At 71.4% G+C, this 19,667-nt stretch carries 18 protein-coding genes; 11 read left to right on the top strand and 7 right to left on the bottom strand.

The features are described 5' to 3' along the window. Positions 1–24: 24 nt before the first annotated feature. Complete coding sequence (locus ABZ470_RS34840) at positions 25–678, bottom strand: response regulator transcription factor (RefSeq protein WP_362916773.1); 654 nt, start codon at positions 676–678, stop codon at positions 25–27. After that, complete coding sequence (locus tag ABZ470_RS34835; RefSeq protein ID WP_362916771.1) at positions 675–1,991, bottom strand: sensor histidine kinase; 1,317 nt, start codon at positions 1,989–1,991, stop codon at positions 675–677. The genes ABZ470_RS34840 and ABZ470_RS34835 overlap by 4 nt, the downstream gene beginning before the upstream one ends. Positions 1,992–2,269: 278 nt before the next feature. Between ABZ470_RS34835 and lon the strand changes: the two genes are divergently transcribed. The 10 genes from lon (at position 2,270) to ABZ470_RS34785 (ending at position 12,862) form a co-directional block, all read left to right on the top strand. Continuing rightward, positions 2,270–4,639 (top strand): endopeptidase La, encoded by a 2,370-nt coding sequence (gene lon, locus ABZ470_RS34830; protein ID WP_352009242.1) that lies wholly within the window; start codon positions 2,270–2,272, stop codon positions 4,637–4,639. 435 nt (positions 4,640–5,074) lie between these two features. After that, a complete protein-coding gene (locus tag ABZ470_RS34825) occupies positions 5,075–6,070 on the top strand; it encodes an ATP-binding cassette domain-containing protein (RefSeq protein WP_362916769.1) in 996 nt (331 codons plus the stop codon). Then, complete coding sequence (locus tag ABZ470_RS34820) at positions 6,067–6,723, top strand: methionine ABC transporter permease (protein ID WP_352009244.1); 657 nt, start codon at positions 6,067–6,069, stop codon at positions 6,721–6,723. Before ABZ470_RS34825 ends, ABZ470_RS34820 begins: the two co-directional genes overlap by 4 nt. A gap of 71 nt (positions 6,724–6,794) precedes the next feature. Continuing rightward, positions 6,795–7,646, top strand: a complete 852-nt coding sequence (locus ABZ470_RS34815; protein WP_352009245.1) for a MetQ/NlpA family ABC transporter substrate-binding protein — start codon at positions 6,795–6,797, stop codon at positions 7,644–7,646. Between the two features lie 78 nt (positions 7,647–7,724). Continuing rightward, complete coding sequence (locus tag ABZ470_RS34810; protein WP_352009246.1) at positions 7,725–7,943, top strand: hypothetical protein; 219 nt, start codon at positions 7,725–7,727, stop codon at positions 7,941–7,943. 157 nt (positions 7,944–8,100) lie between these two features. Then, a complete protein-coding gene (locus ABZ470_RS34805) occupies positions 8,101–8,268 on the top strand; it encodes a hypothetical protein (RefSeq protein WP_362916767.1) in 168 nt (55 codons plus the stop codon). 93 nt (positions 8,269–8,361) lie between these two features. Further along, the gene (locus tag ABZ470_RS34800) at positions 8,362–9,138 is read left to right on the top strand and encodes a DUF732 domain-containing protein (protein ID WP_362916765.1); all 777 of its coding nucleotides are present in this window, start codon (positions 8,362–8,364) and stop codon (positions 9,136–9,138) included. Positions 9,139–9,483: 345 nt separating this feature from the next. Continuing rightward, positions 9,484–9,816, top strand: a complete 333-nt coding sequence (locus tag ABZ470_RS34795) for a hypothetical protein (protein WP_362916763.1) — start codon at positions 9,484–9,486, stop codon at positions 9,814–9,816. Between the two features lie 515 nt (positions 9,817–10,331). Beyond that, entirely contained in the window at positions 10,332–11,099 is a 768-nt protein-coding gene (locus tag ABZ470_RS34790; protein ID WP_362916761.1) for a DUF6585 family protein, read from the top strand. 440 nt (positions 11,100–11,539) lie between these two features. Next, positions 11,540–12,862: a trypsin-like peptidase domain-containing protein gene (locus tag ABZ470_RS34785; RefSeq protein ID WP_362916759.1), complete on the top strand. Its 1,323-nt coding sequence runs from the start codon at positions 11,540–11,542 to the stop codon at positions 12,860–12,862. 173 nt (positions 12,863–13,035) lie between these two features. Here ABZ470_RS34785 and cydC read toward each other — a convergent pair whose 3' ends face one another. From cydC to ABZ470_RS34765, 4 genes are read right to left on the bottom strand one after another with little or no spacing between them, the layout of a single operon-like run. After that, on the bottom strand, positions 13,036–14,724 hold the full coding sequence (gene cydC / locus ABZ470_RS34780; protein WP_362916757.1) for a thiol reductant ABC exporter subunit CydC: 1,689 nt from the start codon (positions 14,722–14,724) through the stop codon (positions 13,036–13,038). Further along, positions 14,721–16,391, bottom strand: coding sequence for a thiol reductant ABC exporter subunit CydD (gene cydD, locus ABZ470_RS34775; RefSeq protein ID WP_362916755.1), 1,671 nt, complete (start codon positions 16,389–16,391; stop codon positions 14,721–14,723). Before cydD ends, cydC begins: the two co-directional genes overlap by 4 nt. Before the next feature lie 7 nt (positions 16,392–16,398). Then, entirely contained in the window at positions 16,399–17,166 is a 768-nt protein-coding gene (locus ABZ470_RS34770; RefSeq protein WP_362916753.1) for a cytochrome d ubiquinol oxidase subunit II, read from the bottom strand. A gap of 28 nt (positions 17,167–17,194) precedes the next feature. Then, on the bottom strand, positions 17,195–18,373 hold the full coding sequence (locus ABZ470_RS34765) for a cytochrome ubiquinol oxidase subunit I (RefSeq protein WP_362916751.1): 1,179 nt from the start codon (positions 18,371–18,373) through the stop codon (positions 17,195–17,197). 134 nt (positions 18,374–18,507) lie between these two features. Here ABZ470_RS34765 and ABZ470_RS34760 point away from each other — a divergent pair, with 134 nt between their 5' ends. Continuing rightward, the gene (locus ABZ470_RS34760; RefSeq protein WP_362916749.1) at positions 18,508–18,852 is read left to right on the top strand and encodes a helix-turn-helix transcriptional regulator; all 345 of its coding nucleotides are present in this window, start codon (positions 18,508–18,510) and stop codon (positions 18,850–18,852) included. On the opposite strand, the gene ABZ470_RS34755 is transcribed toward ABZ470_RS34760, so the two are convergent. After that, positions 18,849–19,553 carry a permease prefix domain 1-containing protein gene (locus tag ABZ470_RS34755; RefSeq protein ID WP_362916747.1) on the bottom strand — a complete coding sequence of 235 codons (705 nt, stop codon included), beginning with the start codon at positions 19,551–19,553 and terminating at the stop codon, positions 18,849–18,851. The genes ABZ470_RS34760 and ABZ470_RS34755 overlap by 4 nt on opposite strands. Positions 19,554–19,667 lie beyond the last annotated feature (114 nt).

Genomic DNA, 19,667 nt, shown 5'->3' with positions numbered 1-19,667 from the left:
CCTGGAGAGGTCCCCCCACGGGGTTCACTCGCCCGGCCTGACCAGACCCGTCTCGTAGGCGTACACGATCGCCTGGGCCCGGTCGCGCAGGTCCAGCTTGGCCAGGATGCGTCCCAGGTGCGTCTTGACCGTCTGCTCGGACAGCACGAGCTCGGCGGCGATCTCCTGGTTGGAACGGCCCTGGGCGACGAGGACGAGCACCTCGGTCTCGCGTTCGGTGATGCCGTCCGGCCTGATCCGGGGACGGCGCGGGCCGACCCGGGCGAACTCCGCGATCAGCCGTCTGGTCACCGAGGGGGCCAGCAGCGCCTCACCGGAGGCGACCACCCTGACCGCCTCGGCCAACTGCCGCGCGGAGGCGTCCTTGAGCAGGAACCCGCTGGCCCCGGCGCGCAGCGCCTCGTAGACGTAGTCGTCGAGGTCGAAGGTGGTCAGGATCAGCACCTTCGGCGGGTCCGCCGCGGCCATGATCTCCCTGGTCGCGGCCAGGCCGTCCATGACCGGCATCCGTACGTCCATCAGCACCACGTCGGGACGCAGCCGCATGGCCTCCGTCACGGCCTCACGGCCGTCGGCAGCCTCGCCGACGACCTCGATGTCCGGCTGTGAGCCGAGGAACACGGTGAAACCGGTCCTGACCATGCCCTGGTCGTCGGCGATGAGCACCCGGATCGTCATGTCTCCTCCACGACCGGCAGTATGGCGGTGATCGCGAATCCCGTCCCGACCGGTCCGGCCCACAGCCTCCCGCCGAGCATGGCGGCCCGCTCCCGCATCCCGACCAGGCCGTGCCCGGGACCCTCCGCGCGCTGCGCCGTACCGGGGGAGGGGCGTCCTGCGTCGTTGGTCACGTTGATGTTCAGCGCGCCGCCGGAACGAGAGATCCGCACCGAGACGTCCGAGCCGGGCGCGTGCCGCATGGCGTTGCTCAGCGCCTCCTGGGTGATCCGGTAGGCCGACAGGCTCACCGCCTCGGGCAGCCCGGTCAGGTCGCCGCTGAGGGAGAGCGCCACGGTGAGACCGGCCGAGCGCGCGTTGCCGACCAGCTCGTCGAGGCGGCCGAGTCCTGGCTGAGGGGCGGTGTCCACCCGTCCCTCGGCGTCCCTGAGCACCCCGATCACCCGGCGCATCTCGGTCATGGCGGACAGCGAGAGCACACGGATCTCCTGCAGCCCCTCCTCAAGGCGTCCGACGTCCCCGGCCGCCTGGAGGGGTACGGCCTCGGCCTGGATGGCGATCACCGACATGTGGTGGGCGACGACGTCGTGCAGCTCCCTGGCGATCCTGGCCCGTTCCTCCAGTGCGGCCTGCGCGGCCAGGGCTCGCTCGCTGCGCTGCTCCTCCTCGGCCAGGCGCCTGGAGGCCAGCCGTCTGGTCCGGACGTTGTAGCCGAGGAGCGCGGTGACGGCCAGCAGGACCGCGGCGGGCAGCGCATCGTTGACGCCGGGGCCGTAGACGACCAGGACGAGCACCGAGACGGCCCACACGCCCAGGGTGGTCCTGCGCTCGCAGCGGACCGCGACGGAGTAGACGACGAGCAGGTGGAGCATCGCCTCGGGGGCCTGCACGGGTCGGCCGCCGTCCTCGAAGGAGGGCATGATGATCACGCTCGCCAGGGCGATCCGCCAGGCGGCCAGCGGCCAGCGCTCGCGCAGCAGCACCGGGACGCAGGAGGTGATGGCGGCCAGGTAGAGCCACCACTCGGGGTAGAGGGGGCGCAGGAGGGCCCGGTCTTCCGGGGAGCCCACCGTGCCCATGGTCATGTCGTTGGAGTGGACGAGCCGGGACAGGACGCCGCTGTAGACCATCCAGAAGGCCACCACGTTGGCCACCGTCACCAGGTCGACGGCGCGGAAAGGCAGCAGCCGCAGGGCCTCGGGCAGCCGGAACCGCAGCCGGGGGGAGCGGGGGAAGGGCGGATCGGCCTGTCCCCTGACCAGCGCCAGGGCCGGCGGCCGCAGGAGCCGTTCCAGACCGGCGGGCAGATTCACCCGGCCAGCCTAGACAACGGGGGCGCGCACGGCGTCACCCTCGGGAGTGATCCACACCATCACCTCCCAGGGGTACGGCGGTACCGGTGAGCCGTCGTCCCCGGGCCGGCGGGACCGGCGGGCAGGGCGCGCGGGGCACAGCGGGGGGAGCAGAGGGGGAGGAGGTACGGCCCGGCGAATTACACGATTACGATCGCTCACAGCGAACACGCTCAACTCCGGGAACAATCATGGGCTCCCATTAATTGAGTCGGTATAACTCAACCTTTGGAGTGCAGATGAGTGAGAGCCTGATCCTCCCGGTCCTGCCCCTCGACGACGAGGTCGTGCTGCCGGGCATGGTCGTCCCGCTTGACCTTTCGGAGGGCGAGGTCCGGGCGGCGATCGACGCCGCTCGGGCACTCGCTGACAACAAGCCCGAGGTGCTGCTCGTTCCCCGGATCGACGGCAAGTACGGTGCCGTGGGCGTCAGGGCCGTCGTCGAGCAGGTCGGCAGACTGCCCGGCGGTGAGCCCGCCGCCGTGGTCCGCGGTGTCGGCCGGGTCCGCGTCGGCTCCGGCACCACGGGCCCTGGCGCGGCCCTGTGGGTGCAGGCGAGCGTGATGGACGTCCCCGAGGCGGGGGAGCGCGCCGAGGAGCTGGCCAGGGAGTACAAGGCGCTGACCACGACCATCCTGCAGAAGCGGGGCGCCTGGCAGGTCGTCGACGCGGTCAACAAGATGGACGACCCGTCGCTGCTGGCCGACAACTCCGGCTACGCCCCCTGGCTGACCACCCAGCGCAAGGTCGAGATCCTGCAGACCGCCGACCCCGCCGACCGGCTCGAACGGCTGGTCGAGTGGGCCCGTGAGCACCTCGCCGAGCTCGACGTGGCCGAGACGATCCGCAAGGACGTCCAGGAGGGCATGGAGAAGCAGCAGCGCGAGTTCCTGCTCCGCCAGCAGCTGGCCGCGGTCCGCAAGGAGCTGGCCGAGCTCAACGGCTCCTCCCCGGAGACCGAGGAGGAGGACTACCGGGCCCGCGTCGAGGCGGCCGACCTGCCGGAGAAGGTGCGCGAGGCCGCGCTCAAGGAGGTCGACAAGCTGGAGCGGACCTCCGACCAGTCTCCCGAGGTCGGCTGGATCCGCACCTGGCTGGACACCGTCCTCGACATCCCGTGGAACGAGCGGACCGAGGACTCCTACGACATCGCCGCGGCCCGTGCCGTCCTCGACGCCGACCACACCGGCCTCGACGACGTCAAGGACCGCATCATCGAGTACCTCGCGGTGCGCGGCCGCAGGGCCGAGAAGGGCCTGGGCGTGGTCGGCGGGCGCCGCAGCGGCGCGGTGCTCGCGCTGGCCGGGCCTCCCGGAGTCGGCAAGACCTCCCTGGGCGAGTCCGTGGCCAGGGCGATGGGCCGCAAGTTCGTCCGTGTCGCCCTCGGCGGCGTCCGCGACGAGGCCGAGATCCGCGGCCACCGGCGCACCTACGTCGGCGCCCAGTCGGGCCGGATCGTGCGCGCGATCCGCGAGGCGGGCTCGATGAACCCGGTCGTGCTGCTCGACGAGGTGGACAAGGTCGGCTCCGACTACCGGGGTGACCCGACCGCGGCCCTGCTTGAGGTGCTCGACCCGGCGCAGAACCACACCTTCCGCGACCACTACCTGGAGGTCGAGCTCGACCTGAGCGACGTGCTCTTCCTGGCCACGGCCAACGTCCTCGAAGCCGTCCCCGGGCCGCTGCTCGACCGGATGGAGGTCGTGACGCTCGACGGCTACACCGAGGACGAGAAGGTCGCGATCGCCCGTGACCACCTGCTGCCGCGCCAGCTCGACAAGGCGGGCCTCACCGCCGAGGACGTCACCCTCGGCGAGGACGCCCTGCGCGCCCTCGCGGGCGAGTACACCCGCGAGGCGGGCGTGCGCTCCCTGGAGCGCTCGATCGCCAGGGTCCTGCGCAAGGTGACCGCGAACGTCGCCCTCGGCGAGGCCGAGCTGCCGGTGACGGTGGAGGACCTGGTCCCCTACCTCGGCCGCCCGCGCCACGTGCCGGAGTCGTCGCTTCCCGAGTCCAGCCGGCGTACGGCGGTGCCCGGCGTGGCCACCGGCCTGGCGGTCACCGGGGCGGGCGGGGACGTGCTGTACGTCGAGGCGTCACTGGCCGACCCGGAGACCGGTGACACCGGGCTGACCCTGACCGGCCAGCTCGGCGACGTCATGAAGGAGTCGGCCAGGATCGCGCTGTCCTACCTGCGCTCGCGGGGCGCGGAGCTCGAACTGCCGGTGACGGCGCTGAAGGACCGTTCGGTGCACATCCACTTCCCCGCGGGGGCGGTGCCCAAGGACGGCCCCTCCGCCGGCGTCACCCTGACCACCGCGCTGGCCTCGCTGCTGTCCGGCCGTACGGTCAGGAACGACGTGGCCATGACCGGTGAGATCTCCCTGACCGGCAGGGTGCTCCCGATCGGCGGGGTCAAGCAGAAGCTGCTGGCCGCCCACCGTGCGGGCATCACCACGGTGCTGATCCCGGCCCGCAACGAGCCCGACCTGGACGACGTCCCCCAGGCGGTCCGCGACGAGCTCACCGTTCACACGGTCAGCGACGTGCGGGAGGTGCTGGAGATCGCGCTCACCCCGGCCAAGGTCGCGGAGAAGGCCGTGGCCTGACCTGGGCGATCCCTCGCACGGCCCGTCCCTCCTCACCGGAGGGGCGGGCCGTTCGCCGTGTCCGGACGGCGAATTCCCCTATGGGGGTGATAGGGATCACATGAAATACCGGGAATCCGGGTAGGCCGACCCCGTGTTGAGGCAGACGTGAACGTGGCGAACCAGGCAGACGCGACCCCGCAGGGCCGGGCCGTCTCCCTCGGCGAGCACATGTGCGGGATGCCCCACATGTGTGTTCCGAGCTGTATGCGCTTCAAGCACTAGCTTCGCCCGCCCGTCCTCACGAAGGCCCGAGACCATGACCTGCCCCGCGGACCATCTCGTCCTGCGCCGCCTGTGCCACCTGCCCTTCGACCCCGGCACGCGCTAGCTCCCTCCCCGCCGTGGAACCCGTCGTAGAACCTTTCGAGGACCCGTTCATGTTGGGGAACAGCTGTGATTGATGTGTCAGGCCTGCGCAAGGTCTACCGCGACCGGGGCCGTGAGGTGACCGCCGTGGAGCGCGTCGACCTCCACGTCCGCGAGGGCGAGATCTTCGGCGTGCTCGGCCAGAGCGGTGCGGGCAAGAGCACCCTGCTGCGCTGCGTCAACCTCCTCGAACGCCCGACCGAGGGCACCGTGACCGTGGCGGGGCAGGAGCTGACCGCGCTCGGGGAGGCCCGGCTGCGCCGGGCCAGGCAGCGGATCGGCATGGTCCACCAGCACTTCGCCCTGCTGTCCTCCCGCACGGTCGCGGGCAACGTGGCCTTCCCGCTTGAGGTCATGGGCACCGGCAGGGCCGAACGCGCCAGGCGGGTGACCGAACTGCTCGAACTGGTCGGGCTCGCGGACAAGGCGAAGGCCCATCCCGCCCAGCTCTCCGGCGGCCAGAAACAGCGCGTCGGCATCGCCAGGGCACTGGCGGGCAACCCCGCCGTGCTGCTGTCCGACGAGGCGACCTCCGCGCTCGACCCGGGCACGACCCAGTCGATCCTGGCCCTGCTCAAGAGCCTCAACCGGGAACTCGGCCTGACGATCCTGCTGATCACCCACGAGATGAACGTCGTCAAGACGATCTGCGACTCGGCCGCCATCATGCGCCACGGCAGGATCGAGGAGTCGGGGACCATCCCCGAACTGCTGGCCACGCCGGGGTCCCGGCTCGCCGCCGAACTGTTCCCCCTGCCCCCCGCGGAGCCGGGCGACGTCACGATCACCTTCACCGGGCAGGCCGACGAGCCCGTGGTCTCCCAGGTGGCGCGCACGTTCGACGTGGACGTCAACATCCTCGGCGGAGCGCTGGAGAAGGTCGCCGGGCTGTCCACGGGGCGCCTGCGCCTGCGCCTGGGCGGCGCCCAGCGCGCCGAGGCCCTGGCCTACCTGACCGGTCGCGGCCTGCTGGTCGAGGAGAGCCCGGTGAACGCGCCCGTAACGCTGGAGGAGAAGGCATGACCTGGGACGAGATGGCCCCCCTGCTGTGGGAGAACACCTGGCAGACCGTCCAGATGGTCCTGTGGTCGACCCTGTTCACCGCGCTGCTCGGCCTGCCGCTCGGTGTCGCCCTCGTCGTCACCGACCGAGGCGGGCTGTTGCCCTCCTGGCCGCTGAACCGGGTGCTCGCGCTGGTCGTCAACGTCGGGCGCTCACTGCCGTTCATCATCCTGATGATCGCGGTGATCCCGCTGACCCGGATGATCGTGGGCACGACCATCGGCACCGCCGCGACCGTCGTCCCCCTCACCCTGGGCGCGGCGCCGTTCTTCGCCAGGCTGGTGGAGACCTCGCTGCGCGAGGTGGGCTCCGACAAGGTGCAGGCGGCCCACGCGATGGGCGCCAGCCGTACGACGATCATCGGCAAGGTCCTGCTTCCCGAGGCGATGCCGGGCCTGGTCGCGGGGCTCACGGTGACCGTGGTCGCATTGATCTCCTACTCGGCGATGGCCGGGGCGATCGGCGGCGGCGGGCTCGGCGACCTGGCGATCCGCTACGGCTACCAGCGTTTCGAGACCACCCTCATGGTGATCACCGTCGTGGTGCTGGTCGTCATCGTCCAGCTCGTGCAGACCCTGGGCGACACCGTCGCCCGCCGCCTGCAACGCGGCTGATCCCTCCCACTCCCCCCGGGACCCCGTCACAAGCGGGAGCCCTGGTTTTCCACACCCAAAAGGAGCGCACAATGCGTAAATTCCTAGGAATCGCCTCCGCCGTCACGGCCCTGGTCGTCTCGCTGGCGGCCTGCGGCTCCTCCGGGCCCGCCGCGGACGCCGGAGCCGCCGGGGCCAAGGATCCGTCCAGTCCCGCGGCCGAGGTGCTCAAGGTCGGCGCCAGCCCCGTCCCGCACGCGCAGATCCTGAAGTTCGTCAAGGACAAGCTCGCCGCCAAGGAGGGCCTGAACCTGGAGATCGTCGAGTTCACCGACTACGTCCAGCCGAACGTGCAGCTCAGCGAGGGGCGGCTCGGCGCCAACTTCTTCCAGCACAAGCCCTACCTGGACGACTTCAACGCCTCCAAGGGCACCAAGCTGGTCTTCCTGCAGCCGGTCCACCTGGAGCCGCTCGGCCTCTACTCCAAGAAGATCACCAAGCTCGGCGACCTGCCGCAGAACGGGACCGTGGCCGTGCCCAACGACGCGACCAACCTCGGCCGGGCGCTGAAGCTGCTCGCCGACAACGGCGTGATCACCCTCAAGGAGGGGGCGGGCACCGCCGCGACGGAGCGCGACGTCACCGGCAACCCCAAGAGCCTGAAGTTCCAGCCGCTTGAGGCCGCGCAGCTGCCCCGCTCCCTTGAGGACGTGGACGCCGCCGTCATCAACGGCAACTACGCCCTTGAGGCGGGCCTCAACCCCGCGCAGAACGCGCTGGTGCTGGAGAAGGCCCAGGACAACCCCTACGTCAACGGCCTGGTGGTCGCCGAGGGACACGAGCACGACCCGCAGGTGGTCAAGCTCGCCAAGCTGCTGGCCGGTCCCGAGGTGAAGCAGTTCATCGAGCAGACCTACAAGGGGGCGGTCATCCCCGCGAACTGACCCGGGTGACGGCGGGAGCCCACGGGCTCCCGCCTGGGTATGGACCCCGGTAGGGACGAGACTGCAGCGGGGGACGCCATGACCACATACACCCTGTCGATCGTCGAGGGGGACGCCGGGGAGAAGGGGGAGGACATCTTCTCGCCGGACTCCCCGGTCACCTTCGACGACCTGGGGATCGGCATCCTGATGTGGCTGACCGAGCACGGGTACGAGGAGCCGGGCAGGAAGGTCGTGGTGACCCCGGCCGGTGAGGTGCCGCTCGGCGCGCTCGCCTCCCGGGACGTCGACCTCTGAAGCCCTCGAAGTCCCGGTGACCTCTGCGGCCCTGTGAGCTCACGGTCGCGACGCCGTACGGCAGGCGCGGGCGATCGGCGGGACACGGTTCCGGATCGCTCTGCCGGGGCAGGTGACGGGTCCGAGGTGCCGGACGTCTACCCGGAGGGATCTCGACATGACGCAATCCCAGCCCCCTGCCTGCAGGACATGCGGCGCGCTGGTGGAACACCCGGGCCGCCACCGTGAGTGGCACGAGGTCCTCGAACGTCTCGTGCCCGGCCTGGGCGCCGAGCTGAACAGGGCGCACGGACCGGGAAGGACCGGCGAGGGCTTCACCTTCTGACCGTCCCCGGCGGCTGTCTCTTTTGTGCATCTATCGCCGGTATTCCGGGGCATTCTCCGGCGAAATGTCAGGGGTACGCCGTATGGTGCGCACGTGCATCCTCCGCAGCAGCCGTATCCACAGGACGGGCCCCAGCCGTATCCGCAGGGTGGGCCCCAGCAGTGGCCGCCGGCGCCGCCCCAACCGCCGTACCAGCCGCAGCAGGGTCCCTACCAGCAGGGGCCGCAGCAGGGCTCACCGTACGGCCAGCAGCCGACGACGCCGTACCCCCAGCAGGGGCCGCCCCAGGGCTGGCAGCAACCTCCTCCCATGGGGCCTCCTCCCGGCTGGCAGCCGGGCCCGCCCCCGCCGCCCTCGGAGGGCGGCGGCAAGGGGGTCGTGATCGCCGTGGTCGCCGTGGTGGCGGTCCTGATCGTCGCGGCCGGTGGCGCGGTCTACCTCTTCAACCGCAACAGCGGCTCCTCGGTCGCGCTGGTCACGAACGCCCCCGAGACCCCCCGGCCGACCGAGTCGTCCCTGTCCACGGACGAGCCGTCCCCCGACTCCACGGACGAGTCCTCCTCCGACGACCCCGACGAGGACGAGCCGACCCCGACCGCCTCCTCCTCCTTCTCCTTCTCCCAGGACGAGAAGGAGGACCTGTTCCTGAAGACCGTGCGGCAGCGCAAGGAGCTGAGCGGCGTCGCCTCCAGCAGGCTGGTGCAGCTCGGCAAGGACGTCTGCGGCGCGCTCGACACCGGCAAGAACCTCATCCAGGTCACGCTGAGCAGCCCGGTCACCGACGAGTTCGGCGCCGAGACGTCCGGCTACATCGCGGGCGCGGCCGTCGTCCTGCTGTGCCCCGAGCATCGGGCCAAACTCCCGAAGTAACACGACGACCGTCCGCCAGCGCCTCGGCCGTCCGGAGACCGGTACGGCGAACGGCGAGGCGGTGCGGACATGACGCCGGGCACCGATCGCGGTGCCCGGCGTCGCGTTTGCGGCCCGTCCGGGCCATTTCGTGACCAGGGCCTCTCCGGGCGGCCTTTTCGCAGGGGAAAGGCGTGACCGGATCGCGCATCGACACCCATTGCATAGGAAAGTTTCCTATTCAATACTGTGATCAACGCAGCGTGTCCCCGTCGCGCGGAACCTCCCTCGTCCGGCGATGTGTTCCCCCATGCTTCGCCGGCTCCTCCCCGTTCCGCCCGGCTTTCCCGGACTCTGGAGGTCCTCATGCCCCGCCGTTTCGTCGCGCTCGCCACCGCCGCGCTCGCCTGCTTCGGTGCGCTCGCCGTCTCCGCCACCCCCGCCCAGGCGGCGGTCCTCGAAGTCGTCTACAGCCCGCTCTCGCTCGGGGAGTACTGCGCGGCCCAGGTCAACCCCTACTCCACCATCGGCTTCTACAACGGCGGTCTTGGCTGCTACCGCTGGAACAACACCGGCGGCACGACCTACACGGGGAGCGGGAGCGCCTCCGCCGCGTGCGCCCACTTCCACCCCACCTACGTCTCCGCCGGTTACGCCCAGGGCGGCAGCCAGGCGCTGATCTGCAGGTACACGGTCTGACCCGCCCTCCCTCCGGCGTCCCCGCCCGGCCATGCCACGGCGACGCCGGAGGGATCCGTTCCTCCCCGCCCACGGCGCTACCTGTTTGGGACCGTCGTTCCGGCTGATGGCCGTGGTGGTCGGAGTGGCGCGTTGGTGAGTCCCGGCAAGGCCGGCGGGCCTTCGGGAGATCTCCGCTGGAGCCGCCGCCAATTCTCCACGTCGTTGAGCGTCTCCCGGGCCATCGACAGGAGGGCGCGGGAAAGGGCCGGCCGTTTCCGCCGGTCTTCGTCAATGCGATTGGGCGTCCGTAAAGGGCTCTGGGTCCGCGGTGTTCACGGATTCGTCATTCCTGGGACTTCTCCTGTCCGGTCACCTGGGTTTTCGTTCTCGTCCGAGCGGGCCACGAGCGGCACCTGGGCGCCCAGGCCACAGGGGCGGCGTCGTTTTCTTTCTCCCAAATACGCGAACCCGGTGAATTCGTGGCCAAATAGAAGGGGAAGTGTCGATGGCATGATTTCGGGAGGCGAATTCTGGTGCCGGATTACCCGCCGAAAATCATCGAGATCGTCGATGAGACCGGCCTGGGTGAGATCGTTGACTGTTTCCGTCAGTCGGTCCTGGCGGAAGCGGGAATTGTCGTCGTTCTCACGCTCCTCGGAGCACCGGGGATCCTGATCGGTGACGATGTCGGCAGGGCGATGGGTGCCGTGGCCCTCGGGCTGGCCCTGCTCTGTGTCCCGCCCCTCTGGCTGAAGGCCCGCAGGCGGTTGTACCTGTGCTCCAACGGGCTGCTGCTCACGACGGGGGACGCCGTCCTGAAGCGTCTGATCGCCTGGGAGGACGTGGCCTACGTACGAAAGTGGACGACCCGGGTCTACCAACGCGGCGGTTCCCAGGACGTCGAGCGGTGCATCCTGATGCTGAAGAACGGCGGGAAGCTGAACCTGGCCAGACCCCCCTACGCCCGGGACGAGGAGCTCACGGCGGCCATCGAGCACTACATGTCGGAGATCAGCTATCCGCGCAGAGCGATGGAAATCGCCGAAACAGGCAGCTCCACCTTCGGTCCGATCACTGTCACCGCCGAGGGCGTGCGTGACGGCGACCGGCTCGTACGCTGGTCGGAGATCACCGGCCTCGAACGTGCACGAGTGCGATTACGTATTTGGACCGGCTTCGGCAGACCGGCCATCTCCCGTCAGGTCAGGACGATCCCCGATGTGGCGGTGCTGGTGGCTCTCGTGACGGAGGGTGTGGAACGGCATCGACTCCACCGGCAGGAGCCTTCGGCGGACGTCTAGGACGGCGGACGCCTCACGCGGGCACCGGCTTCCTGGGCGCGTTCGCAGGAGCCCACCGGCGGTTTCCGGCCCGCCCCGGAGCCCTCACCCGGGGCGGGCCGATGCGATTCGTCCGGGGCGCGGCCGGGCCGGGCTCGATCACGTTCCGGCCGCCGGGAGCCTTCCTGGCGGCCGGAAGGACAACAAAAGGGGTCAAGCCTGGGGCGGCCTGTTATTCGGCCGGTCCCCTGCACGGGCCCGGTCCGGATGTTTTTTCCATGATCCTTCCTCCGGCCGACCGCCTCTGAGCACGGCGGATAAAGGGGGCGTGAGAGAAGGGAAGGGGCTCCGATCATCCTCTTAACCTGCGCTTACGTCCTGTCAGGCATTGTTCTGGTGTACCGGAACCGCCGGTCGCCGCTCCGACAGTCCACGAGCGGATGCAGGACGTGGGGGAAGACATGGACCCGAACAAGAATGAGCAGGAAAGCACCCCGGCCGAGGCGACCCACGAGAACGAAGGATGGAGCCAGTTCGGCAAGGTGCCGCCGCGTGTCGGAGGTTACTCGGAGGGCCGGGACACCGGGCCGCAGCCGACGCTGATCCACCCGGTTCCGGACGCGGCGGAGTCCCTGCGGATCCCCGCCCAGCGGGGGTCGCTCACCGGCAGGCAGAAGCTGGGGGCCGGTCTGGCGCTGGCCGCGATGGCCGTGGGAGGTGGAGTCGCGGGGGCCTTCATCGCGACCTCGATCGCCGGGGCCGGCACGGTCACGGCCTCGTCCGTCTCCCCCTCGGCCGAGGTGCGCCAGGTCGGCAGCTTCGCCACGGTCGCCGACGTGGCCAAGGCGGTCCAGCCCTCGGTGGTCTCCATCGAGGTCAAGAGCGCCAACGGCAGCGGCGACGGATCGGGCGTGCTGCTCTCGGCCGACGGCCTCATCCTGACCAACAACCACGTGGTCACGCTGGGCGGCCAGGTGGGGACGAACGGCTCGATGACCGTCAAGTTCAGCGACGGCAAGACCGCCTCCGCCAGGGTCGTCGGGACCGACCCGGCGACCGACCTCGCCGTCATCCGGGCGGAGAACGTCTCCAACCTGACCAAGGCCACGATCGGTGACAGCGACAAGGTCAGGGTGGGCGACTCGGTGCTCGCCATCGGCAGTCCGCTGGGCCTGTCCGGCTCGGTCACCGCGGGCATCGTCAGCGCCCTGAACCGTACGGTGACCGTCGGCGGCGAGCAGCGACAGCAGCTCCCGCCGGGCTGGGGCGGCATGCAGCAGCAACAGCAGGGCGGCGGAACGACGACCATCGGCGGGGCCATCCAGACCGACGCGGCGATCAACCCCGGCAACTCGGGCGGTGCCCTGGTCAACGCGGCCGGAGAGGTGGTCGGCATCAACAGCGCCATCGCCACCAACGGCGGCGAGGGCAACATCGGTGTCGGCTTCGCCATCCCGATCAACACCGCCAAGCAGGTCGCCAAGCAGCTCATCGACACCGGCAAGGTCAGCCACGCCTTCCTGGGCGTCAGCCTCGCCGACGCGACCGGCGACGTGGCCGGGGCCCTGGTCAACCAGGTCACCGACGGCAGCCCGGCCGCCCAGGCGGGGATCAGGCAGGGCGACCTGATCACCAAGATCAACGAGACGCCGGTCGACGACGGCGCGACGGTGGTCGGCGCGATCAGGGGGCTCAAGCCGGGGGACAAGGTGACCATCACCTACCTCCGCGACGGCAAGCCCCAGACCGCCACCGCGACCCTCGTCGAGAAGACCGGGCAGTAGCCTCGCCCGGAGCCGATGCGCCGCCGGGGACGCTGCGGACCCCGGCGGCGCATCCGTTTCCCGCCCGCCCCCCTCGAACGGCTTCCGACATCCCGGGAGCCCCTGTGCTCCTGATCGGGAAATCCGGGCCGCGGCCTTGTTCCCCGGACGAGAACCCGGCCGGGGAACACGGGTCAGCGCCCGGCGGTCAGCGCCTCGGAGCGCCACAGGTCACGGTAGTAGCCGGGCGCCCCGACCAGCTCCTCGTGGGTTCCCCGCTGCGCGACCGCCCCGTTCTCCAGCACGACGATCTCGTCGACCCCTTCGAGCCCGCGCAGCCGATGGGTGACCAGCAGTGTCGTACGGCCCCGCGTGGCGTCGAGCAGGTCGGCCATGAGCGCGTCCGCGGTGGCCTCGTCCAGTGATTCGGCGGGCTCGTCCAGCAGCAGCACAGGAGGGTCGTTCAGCAGCGCCCTGGCCAGCGCAAGCCGCTGGAGCTGGCCGCCGGAGACCGTCCGCCCGTCCTCCCCGAGCATGGTGTCCCAGCCGGTCCGCTCGACCCACCGGTCGAGCCTGGCCCGCCGTACAGCCTCGGCCAGCTCGTCCTGGTCCGCCTCCGGCCCGGCCAGGCGCAGGTTGTCCCGCAGCGTCGTCCGGAACACGTAGGGGTCCTGGGTCAGTCCCGTCATGACCCGCCTGGCGTCGTCGGAGGTCATCTTCCCGAGGTCGGTCCCGTTCAGCAGGATCGTGCCGGACTCGGGTTCCACCAGCCGCATCAGGGCCGAAAGCAGGGTGCTCTTGCCCGCGCCGCTCGGGCCGACCAGGGCGACCCGCCTGCCCGGGGTGAGGGTCAGGCTGACGCCGTCGAGCGCCACGGGCAGACCGGGGCCGTGCCGGACCACGAGGTCGCGGATCTCCACGGTCGGCGGCTCCCCGGGCACGGGGGCGGGGCTCACCGGCTCGGCGACGGCGGGCGGGGTCGCGCGGACCTCCCGCAACCGGCGCAGGGCGGCGAGCACCCCGGTCAGCCGCTCCGCCGCCGCGGCCATCGGCAGCACCGGCTCGAAGGCGACCAGCGAGACCAGCGCGAGAACCGTCGTGGCGACCCGGCCCGCCTGCGATCCTCCGGCGATCCAGACGACCGCCAGCACGGTCAGGCCCTGCGTGAGCGTGCCGAGGGCGGCGGCGACCGCGTTGGCCCTGGCCTGGCGGCGTTCCAGCGCGCCCAGGCGGGCGTCGGCCTCGGCGCAGGCGGCCAGCGCGCGCCCTCCCGCCCCGTAGGCGGCCAGGTCGGCCGCGCCGTGGACCAGGTCGGCGACCCGGGCCGCCAGCTCCGCCCGCGCGGGCGCGATCCGCGCCGACCAGCGCCGGGCGGCGGCGGCCGTACCCGCCGGGATCAGCACCCCGGCGACCAGCAGCCCGGCCAGCAGAGCCGACGCCGCGGCGGGCAGCAGGAACAGCCCCAGCACGACCGCGGCGACCCCGGTCACCACAGCGGCCGCCGCAGGCAGCAGGCAGCGGACCAGCAGGTCCTGCGCCGCGTCGGTGTCGTCGACCATCCGGCTGAGCAGGTCGGCTCCCCGCCGGTCACGCGGCCCCGCCGGGATGAGCGCCCGGTAGAGCCGTTGCCTGGTCGCCGTCTGCGCCCGCAGCGCGACGTCGTGCCCGGCCAGGCGCTCGCCGTACCTGAAGACGCCCTTGGTGGTCGCGAAGGCCCTGACGCCGACGATCGCCACGCTCAGCGCGGCCAGCGGGGGGTGCTCGGCGGCCCTGGTGATCAGCCAGGCCGCGGACCCGATCAGCCCGAGTCCGGCCAGTTCGGCCGCCGCGCCCGAGGAGATCGCCAGGGCCGTGCGGCCCTTCATGTCCTTGACGCCCGTCATCGGGACCCTCCGATCAGTTCGGCGGAGACCACACGCCCCTCGGCCAGCCGGATCACCCGGTCGGCCAGGTCGATCATCGCGGGCCGGTGCGCCACGATCACCGCGGTTCGTCCCTCGGCCAGCTCACCGGTCGCGGCCACGATCGCCGCCTCGCTGCGGCCGTCGAGCCGCGCGGTCGGTTCGTCGAGGAGCAGCAGGTCGGTGCCGGGGCGGCAGAAGGCGCGGGCGAGCGCGACCCGCTGCCGCTGCCCGGCGGACAGGTTCGCGCCGCGTTCGCCGAGCACCGTCTCGTAGCCCTCGGGCAGCGCCGTCACGAACTCGTCGGCGTGCGCGGCCCCGGCCGCCCGCCGTACCTCCTCGATCGTGGCGCCGGGGAAGCCGAGGCGGACGTTGTCGGCGACCGAGACGGCGAACAGGTGGGGGCGCTGCGGTACGAACGCCAGCCGTTCCCGCCAGGCGTCGTCGGCGGTGAGGGCCACGCCGTCGATCAGGACGCGCCCGCTGTCCGGGACGACGAAGCCGAGCAGCAGGTGCAGCAGGGTGCTCTTGCCCGCCCCGCTCTCGCCGACCAGCGCGACCCGCTCACCCGGTGCGATCGTCAGCGAGACGTTCTCCAGCGCCGCCTCCTGCCGGCCCGGGTAGCGCACGGTGACGTTCTCCAGGCGGATCTCCGGCGCGCGGCCCCCGGCCCGGTCCGCCGCCCCGGCCGGGGCGTCCCGTACGGCGGGGGCGGACGCCTGGCCGTCCAGGACGGCGAACGCCTCGTCGGCGGCGGCGACCCCCTCCATCGCGGCGTGGAACCTGTTGCCCATGGTGCGCAGCGGCAGGTACGCCTCCGGGGCGAGCAGCAGCACCAGCAGCGCCGTGGGCAGTTCCATCGACCCGGACAGCAGCCGCAGCCCGACCGGGACGGCGACCAGCGCCAGGGAGAGCGACGCGGCCAGTTCGAGCACCAGCGACGACAGGAAGGCCACCCGCAGGGTGCGCATCGTGGCCTCCCGGTGCTCCTGGGCCACCCGGCCGATCACCTCGGCCTGGTAGCGGGCCCTGCCGAAGGCGCGCAGCGTGGGCAGGCCCCTGACCACGTCGAGGAAGTGCCCGCCGAGATGGGCCAGCGCCCGCCACTGCCGCTCGGTGACCTCCTTGGTGCGCATCCCCACCAGCGCGCCGAACAGCGGGATGAGGGGCAGCGTGACGAGCACGATCACCGCGCTGGTCAGGTCGGCCGCGAACAGTCGTACCAGCACGGCGACCGGCACGACGGCCGCGACCGCGGCCGCGGGCAGGTAACCGGACAGGTAGGGGTCGAGGGCGTCCAGGCCGCGACCGGCCAGCGTGACCAGCTCGCCCGAGCGGCGCGAGGCGAGACCGGCCGGGCCGAGCTCCCGCAGCCGCGACAGCAGCCGGTGGCGCAACGCCGTCTTCACGCCGGTGCTCGTGTGCCCCGCGGCCACCCCCTGAACCAGGCCGAGCAGGGCGCGGGCGCCGACGACGAGCGCGAGCACGGTCAGCGCGGCGGGGGCGAAGCGGCCGGAGAGCACCCCGGACAGCACCTCCGCCTGGACCAGCACGAGCAGCCCGGCCACGACCGCGGCGGCCAGGCAGACCGCCAGGTGGCGGCGGACCGCCCGCTCGCCGCGGACCAGCCGAAGGAGATCCTTGTGCATGTGAACCCTAGAAGAACGACGGCAACCGACCGGCCGCACGCTTGGGACCGAACGTGCGCCATGTCCATACTTGCGCACCCGCCATGACCGGCGTCAAAGGCGCGATTATGAGACTGAGCACACCCAGCGTGCCCTCGGGCGCGGCGTGTTCGAGCAGCCACGGCGCCAGTACGGCCAGCGGCACCGCGGCGGGCAGGGCGGCGGCGCACGCCGAGACCAGCAGTGCCCCGCCACGGCGGCTCCTCCCGGTGACCCGTCCCGGCAGCGCCCAGGAGGCGAAGGTCCAGCCGTGGAAGGCGAACGCCCCGGCGACGACGGCGACGCAGACGATCCCGGCGAGCGGGGAGGGCGACTCCGGCAGGCCCTGGGCGATCGAGGCCAGGACCATGCCCCAGCTCAGCGCCAGGCCGTACGATCCGGCGCAGACGGCCCAGTCCCAGGCGGCCCGCCAGCCCGCCCCGTCGAGACGGCGGCGGAACCACAGGCCCGCGTCGCGCAGGATCCACGAGATCAGCAGGGTGACGACCAGCGGGTAGAGACCGTACAGCACCCGTCCCTCGACCTCGGGGAAGGCGCCGAAGAGCACGCCCGCGACGGCGACCAGCCACACCTCGTTGGCCAGCACGAACGGGGCCATGGCCGAGACGATCGTGTCACGGTCCCGCTGGGTACGGCCGAGCACGGGCAGCAGCATGCCGAGGCCGATGTCGAACCCCTCCAGGGCGAAGTAGCCGATCAGCAGCAGGGCGAGCACGCCCAGCCAGAGGACGTCCATGGATTCCTCACCTTCCGTGGCGGGATGTCTAGTGGCTGAGCGCGTGTTCGAGAACGGCGGGGGCGGGTTCGTCGTCCGCGCCGAGGGCGACGGTGCCGGGGCCACGCCGTACGGTTCCGGCGATCAGGAGGTAGTCGGTGACGGCCAGCAGGCCGAGCACCCCGGTGAACCCGACGAGGGAGACGGTGACCATGCCCGGTGTGAGGCCGTGGGACATGGCGTCGGCGACGGTGAGCCTGCCGTTGATCAGCCACGGCTGGCGGCCGACCTCCCGGGCCAGCCAGCCGCAGATCGCGGCCAGGAACGGCGCCGGGGTGAGGATCACCAGCAGCGGCTGCGCCCAGCGCCAGCGCGGCAGCCAGTAGGTCAGGGGCGCCAGCAGGAGCAGGAGGAACTGCACCAGCTGTCCGATCCCCATCATGGCCGCCAGGGCGACCCCGGCCAGCGGGACGCGGAACTTGTCCGGCTGGTAGAGGCCGATCGAGCCGAACTGGGCGTAGCCGAAGGCGACCGTGACCAGCGACCCGCAGAAGGCGACGAGCAGGCCCGTGCGGAGGGCGGAGGTGAAGAACTCCCGCTCGGGGGTCCGGCGGAACAGCTGGTAGGCGGAGGCCCCCATGACCACGGAGCCCGCGGCCCACAGACCGGCGCCGACCACGTGGGGGAGCGAGTTGACCAGCGCCGGGTTGCTCAGCAGCGCGCCGAAGTCGGTCAGCACCAGACGGCCGCCGCGCTCGACGGCCCCCACCGGGTTCTGCAGGAACGAGTTCGCGGCCATGATCCAGAAGGCGGAGACGTAGGCGGTCAGCGTCACCATCCAGATGCACGCCAGGTGCGCCCACCGGTTCAGCCTGTTCCAGCCGAAGATCCACAGGCCGAGGAAGGTGGACTCGATGAAGAAGGCGCCGAGCGTCTCGATCGCCAGGGGGGCGCCGAAGACGTCTCCCGCGTACTCGGACAGGCCACTCCAGCTCAACCCGAACTGGAACTCCATCACCAGGCCGGTGAAGATGCCGAGCGCGTAGTTGGTCACGTAGATCTGACCCCAGAAGCGGGTGGCGCGCTCGTGCTCGGGCCTGCCGGTCACGGCGTGCCGGGTGTGCATGATCGCGATGATCGGGGCCAGGCCCAGCGTCAGCACGACGAACAGGAAGTGGATGCTTCCCGTCACCGCGAACTGTGTCCGCGCCAGGTCGAGCACGCCCACGGTTCACCTCCGTTGTTGTGTCTGTCTACCTATAGGCACTCTACATGTAGAACGGCTACATGTAGCCTGTCTGCGGAAGGGTAGGGTGAGGGCGTGAACGATCGAGGCGCCGTAGGGCGGGCGGAGGGCGCGAGGTGAACGCCGACACGCTTCGCGGGCACATGGACGCCCTGCTGTTGTCCGTGCTTGAGGAGGAACCTCTGCACGGTTACGCGATCATCGAGGCCCTGCAGGCACGCAGCGGCGGCTCACTGAACGTGCCGACCGGCACGGTCTATCCGGCGCTGCGACGGCTCGAACAGGCGGGATACCTCGCCAGCGAGTGGGCGACGGTCGGCGGGCGCAGGCGGCGCACCTACCGGCTGACCTCCTCGGGCCACCGGGCCCTGGCGGGGGAACGCGCGGCCTGGCGGGAGTTCACCGGTGTGATAGGCGGTGTGCTCGACCCCGGTGGCTCCGGGGAGCGGCTGGGCCGCTAGGACCGGCCGAGGGCCGGGACGCGGCGCCTGCGGGTGATCATCAGGCAGCGGGTGGCGCCGTACAGCTGCAGCAGCGACAGCCCGAGGCTCAGCGTCTCGACGCCGAGGTTCAGCGGGTGGTCGAAGAAGTCGTCACGCTGCGCGCCGTAGGTCAGCAGCAGCCCGAGGGCGCCCGTGAGCGGCAGCACGATCAGCACCAGCACTCCCAGCGACCGGGTGACGAGCCTGGGCCGCCTGATCCTGCGCAGCCCCCGGCCGAGCGCGAACAGCCCGGCCCCGCCGAGCAGGGCGACCGCCAGCTGCAGATAGTCCAGGCCGCGGGAGACCGGCATGAACCACGCGGGCCACCGCTCGTAGGCGATCGGGTCCTGGGAGGAGAAGCGCCACACCAGGCTCCAGGCCATGATGGTCAGCGGCACGCTGATGAACAGCAGCGCCGCGAGCCTGCGCCCCGCCGAGATCGACAGCCCCTCCTGGTAGCCCGGCGCGATCTCCTCGACCGGGCCGAACTCCTCGACCGCGACCCGCTCGGCCTCGGCCCTGCCGAGCCCGTCGAGCTCCAGAGCCTCCGCGGTGTCGAGCAGGCTGTCGCGGGCCTCGGTGACCATGTCGAGTTTCGGTCCTCGCGGCCCGCTGAGCGTACGGCTGAGCCTGGCCACGTAGTCGTCGATCACCCCGGCTCCGGCCACGCCCACCTCCACCCCCGTACTCCCTGTGCGGTCATCACCGTACATCGTCGGGGTGGAGGTGGGTTCGGCGCATCCGGGATAACCCGGACACAACCCGGAGTCACCGTCTCGCGCCCCCGCGGACGC

The sequence above is a fragment of the Streptosporangium sp. NPDC020072 genome (genome assembly GCF_040631445.1).
Classification (GTDB): Bacteria; Actinomycetota; Actinomycetes; order Streptosporangiales; family Streptosporangiaceae; genus Streptosporangium.
The sequence above is the reverse complement of the archived record's forward strand: the minus strand, read 5'-3'. Positions and strand labels throughout refer to the sequence as shown.

Excerpts from the sequence above, each read along its gene's own strand:
- ABZ470_RS34840 (WP_362916773.1), bottom strand. The coding sequence starts at position 678 with ATGACGATCCGGGTGCTCATCGCCGACGACCAGGGCATGGTCAGGACC.
- lon (WP_352009242.1), top strand. The coding sequence starts at position 2,270 with ATGAGTGAGAGCCTGATCCTCCCGGTCCTGCCCCTCGACGACGAGGTC.
- ABZ470_RS34820 (WP_352009244.1), top strand. The coding sequence starts at position 6,067 with ATGACCTGGGACGAGATGGCCCCCCTGCTGTGGGAGAACACCTGGCAG.
- ABZ470_RS34815 (WP_352009245.1), top strand. The coding sequence starts at position 6,795 with ATGCGTAAATTCCTAGGAATCGCCTCCGCCGTCACGGCCCTGGTCGTC.
- ABZ470_RS34810 (WP_352009246.1), top strand. The coding sequence starts at position 7,725 with ATGACCACATACACCCTGTCGATCGTCGAGGGGGACGCCGGGGAGAAG.
- ABZ470_RS34805 (WP_362916767.1), top strand. The coding sequence starts at position 8,101 with ATGACGCAATCCCAGCCCCCTGCCTGCAGGACATGCGGCGCGCTGGTG.
- ABZ470_RS34795 (WP_362916763.1), top strand. The coding sequence starts at position 9,484 with ATGCCCCGCCGTTTCGTCGCGCTCGCCACCGCCGCGCTCGCCTGCTTC.
- ABZ470_RS34785 (WP_362916759.1), top strand. The coding sequence starts at position 11,540 with ATGGACCCGAACAAGAATGAGCAGGAAAGCACCCCGGCCGAGGCGACC.
- cydC (WP_362916757.1), bottom strand. The coding sequence starts at position 14,724 with ATGACGGGCGTCAAGGACATGAAGGGCCGCACGGCCCTGGCGATCTCC.
- cydD (WP_362916755.1), bottom strand. The coding sequence starts at position 16,391 with ATGCACAAGGATCTCCTTCGGCTGGTCCGCGGCGAGCGGGCGGTCCGC.
- ABZ470_RS34770 (WP_362916753.1), bottom strand. The coding sequence starts at position 17,166 with ATGGACGTCCTCTGGCTGGGCGTGCTCGCCCTGCTGCTGATCGGCTAC.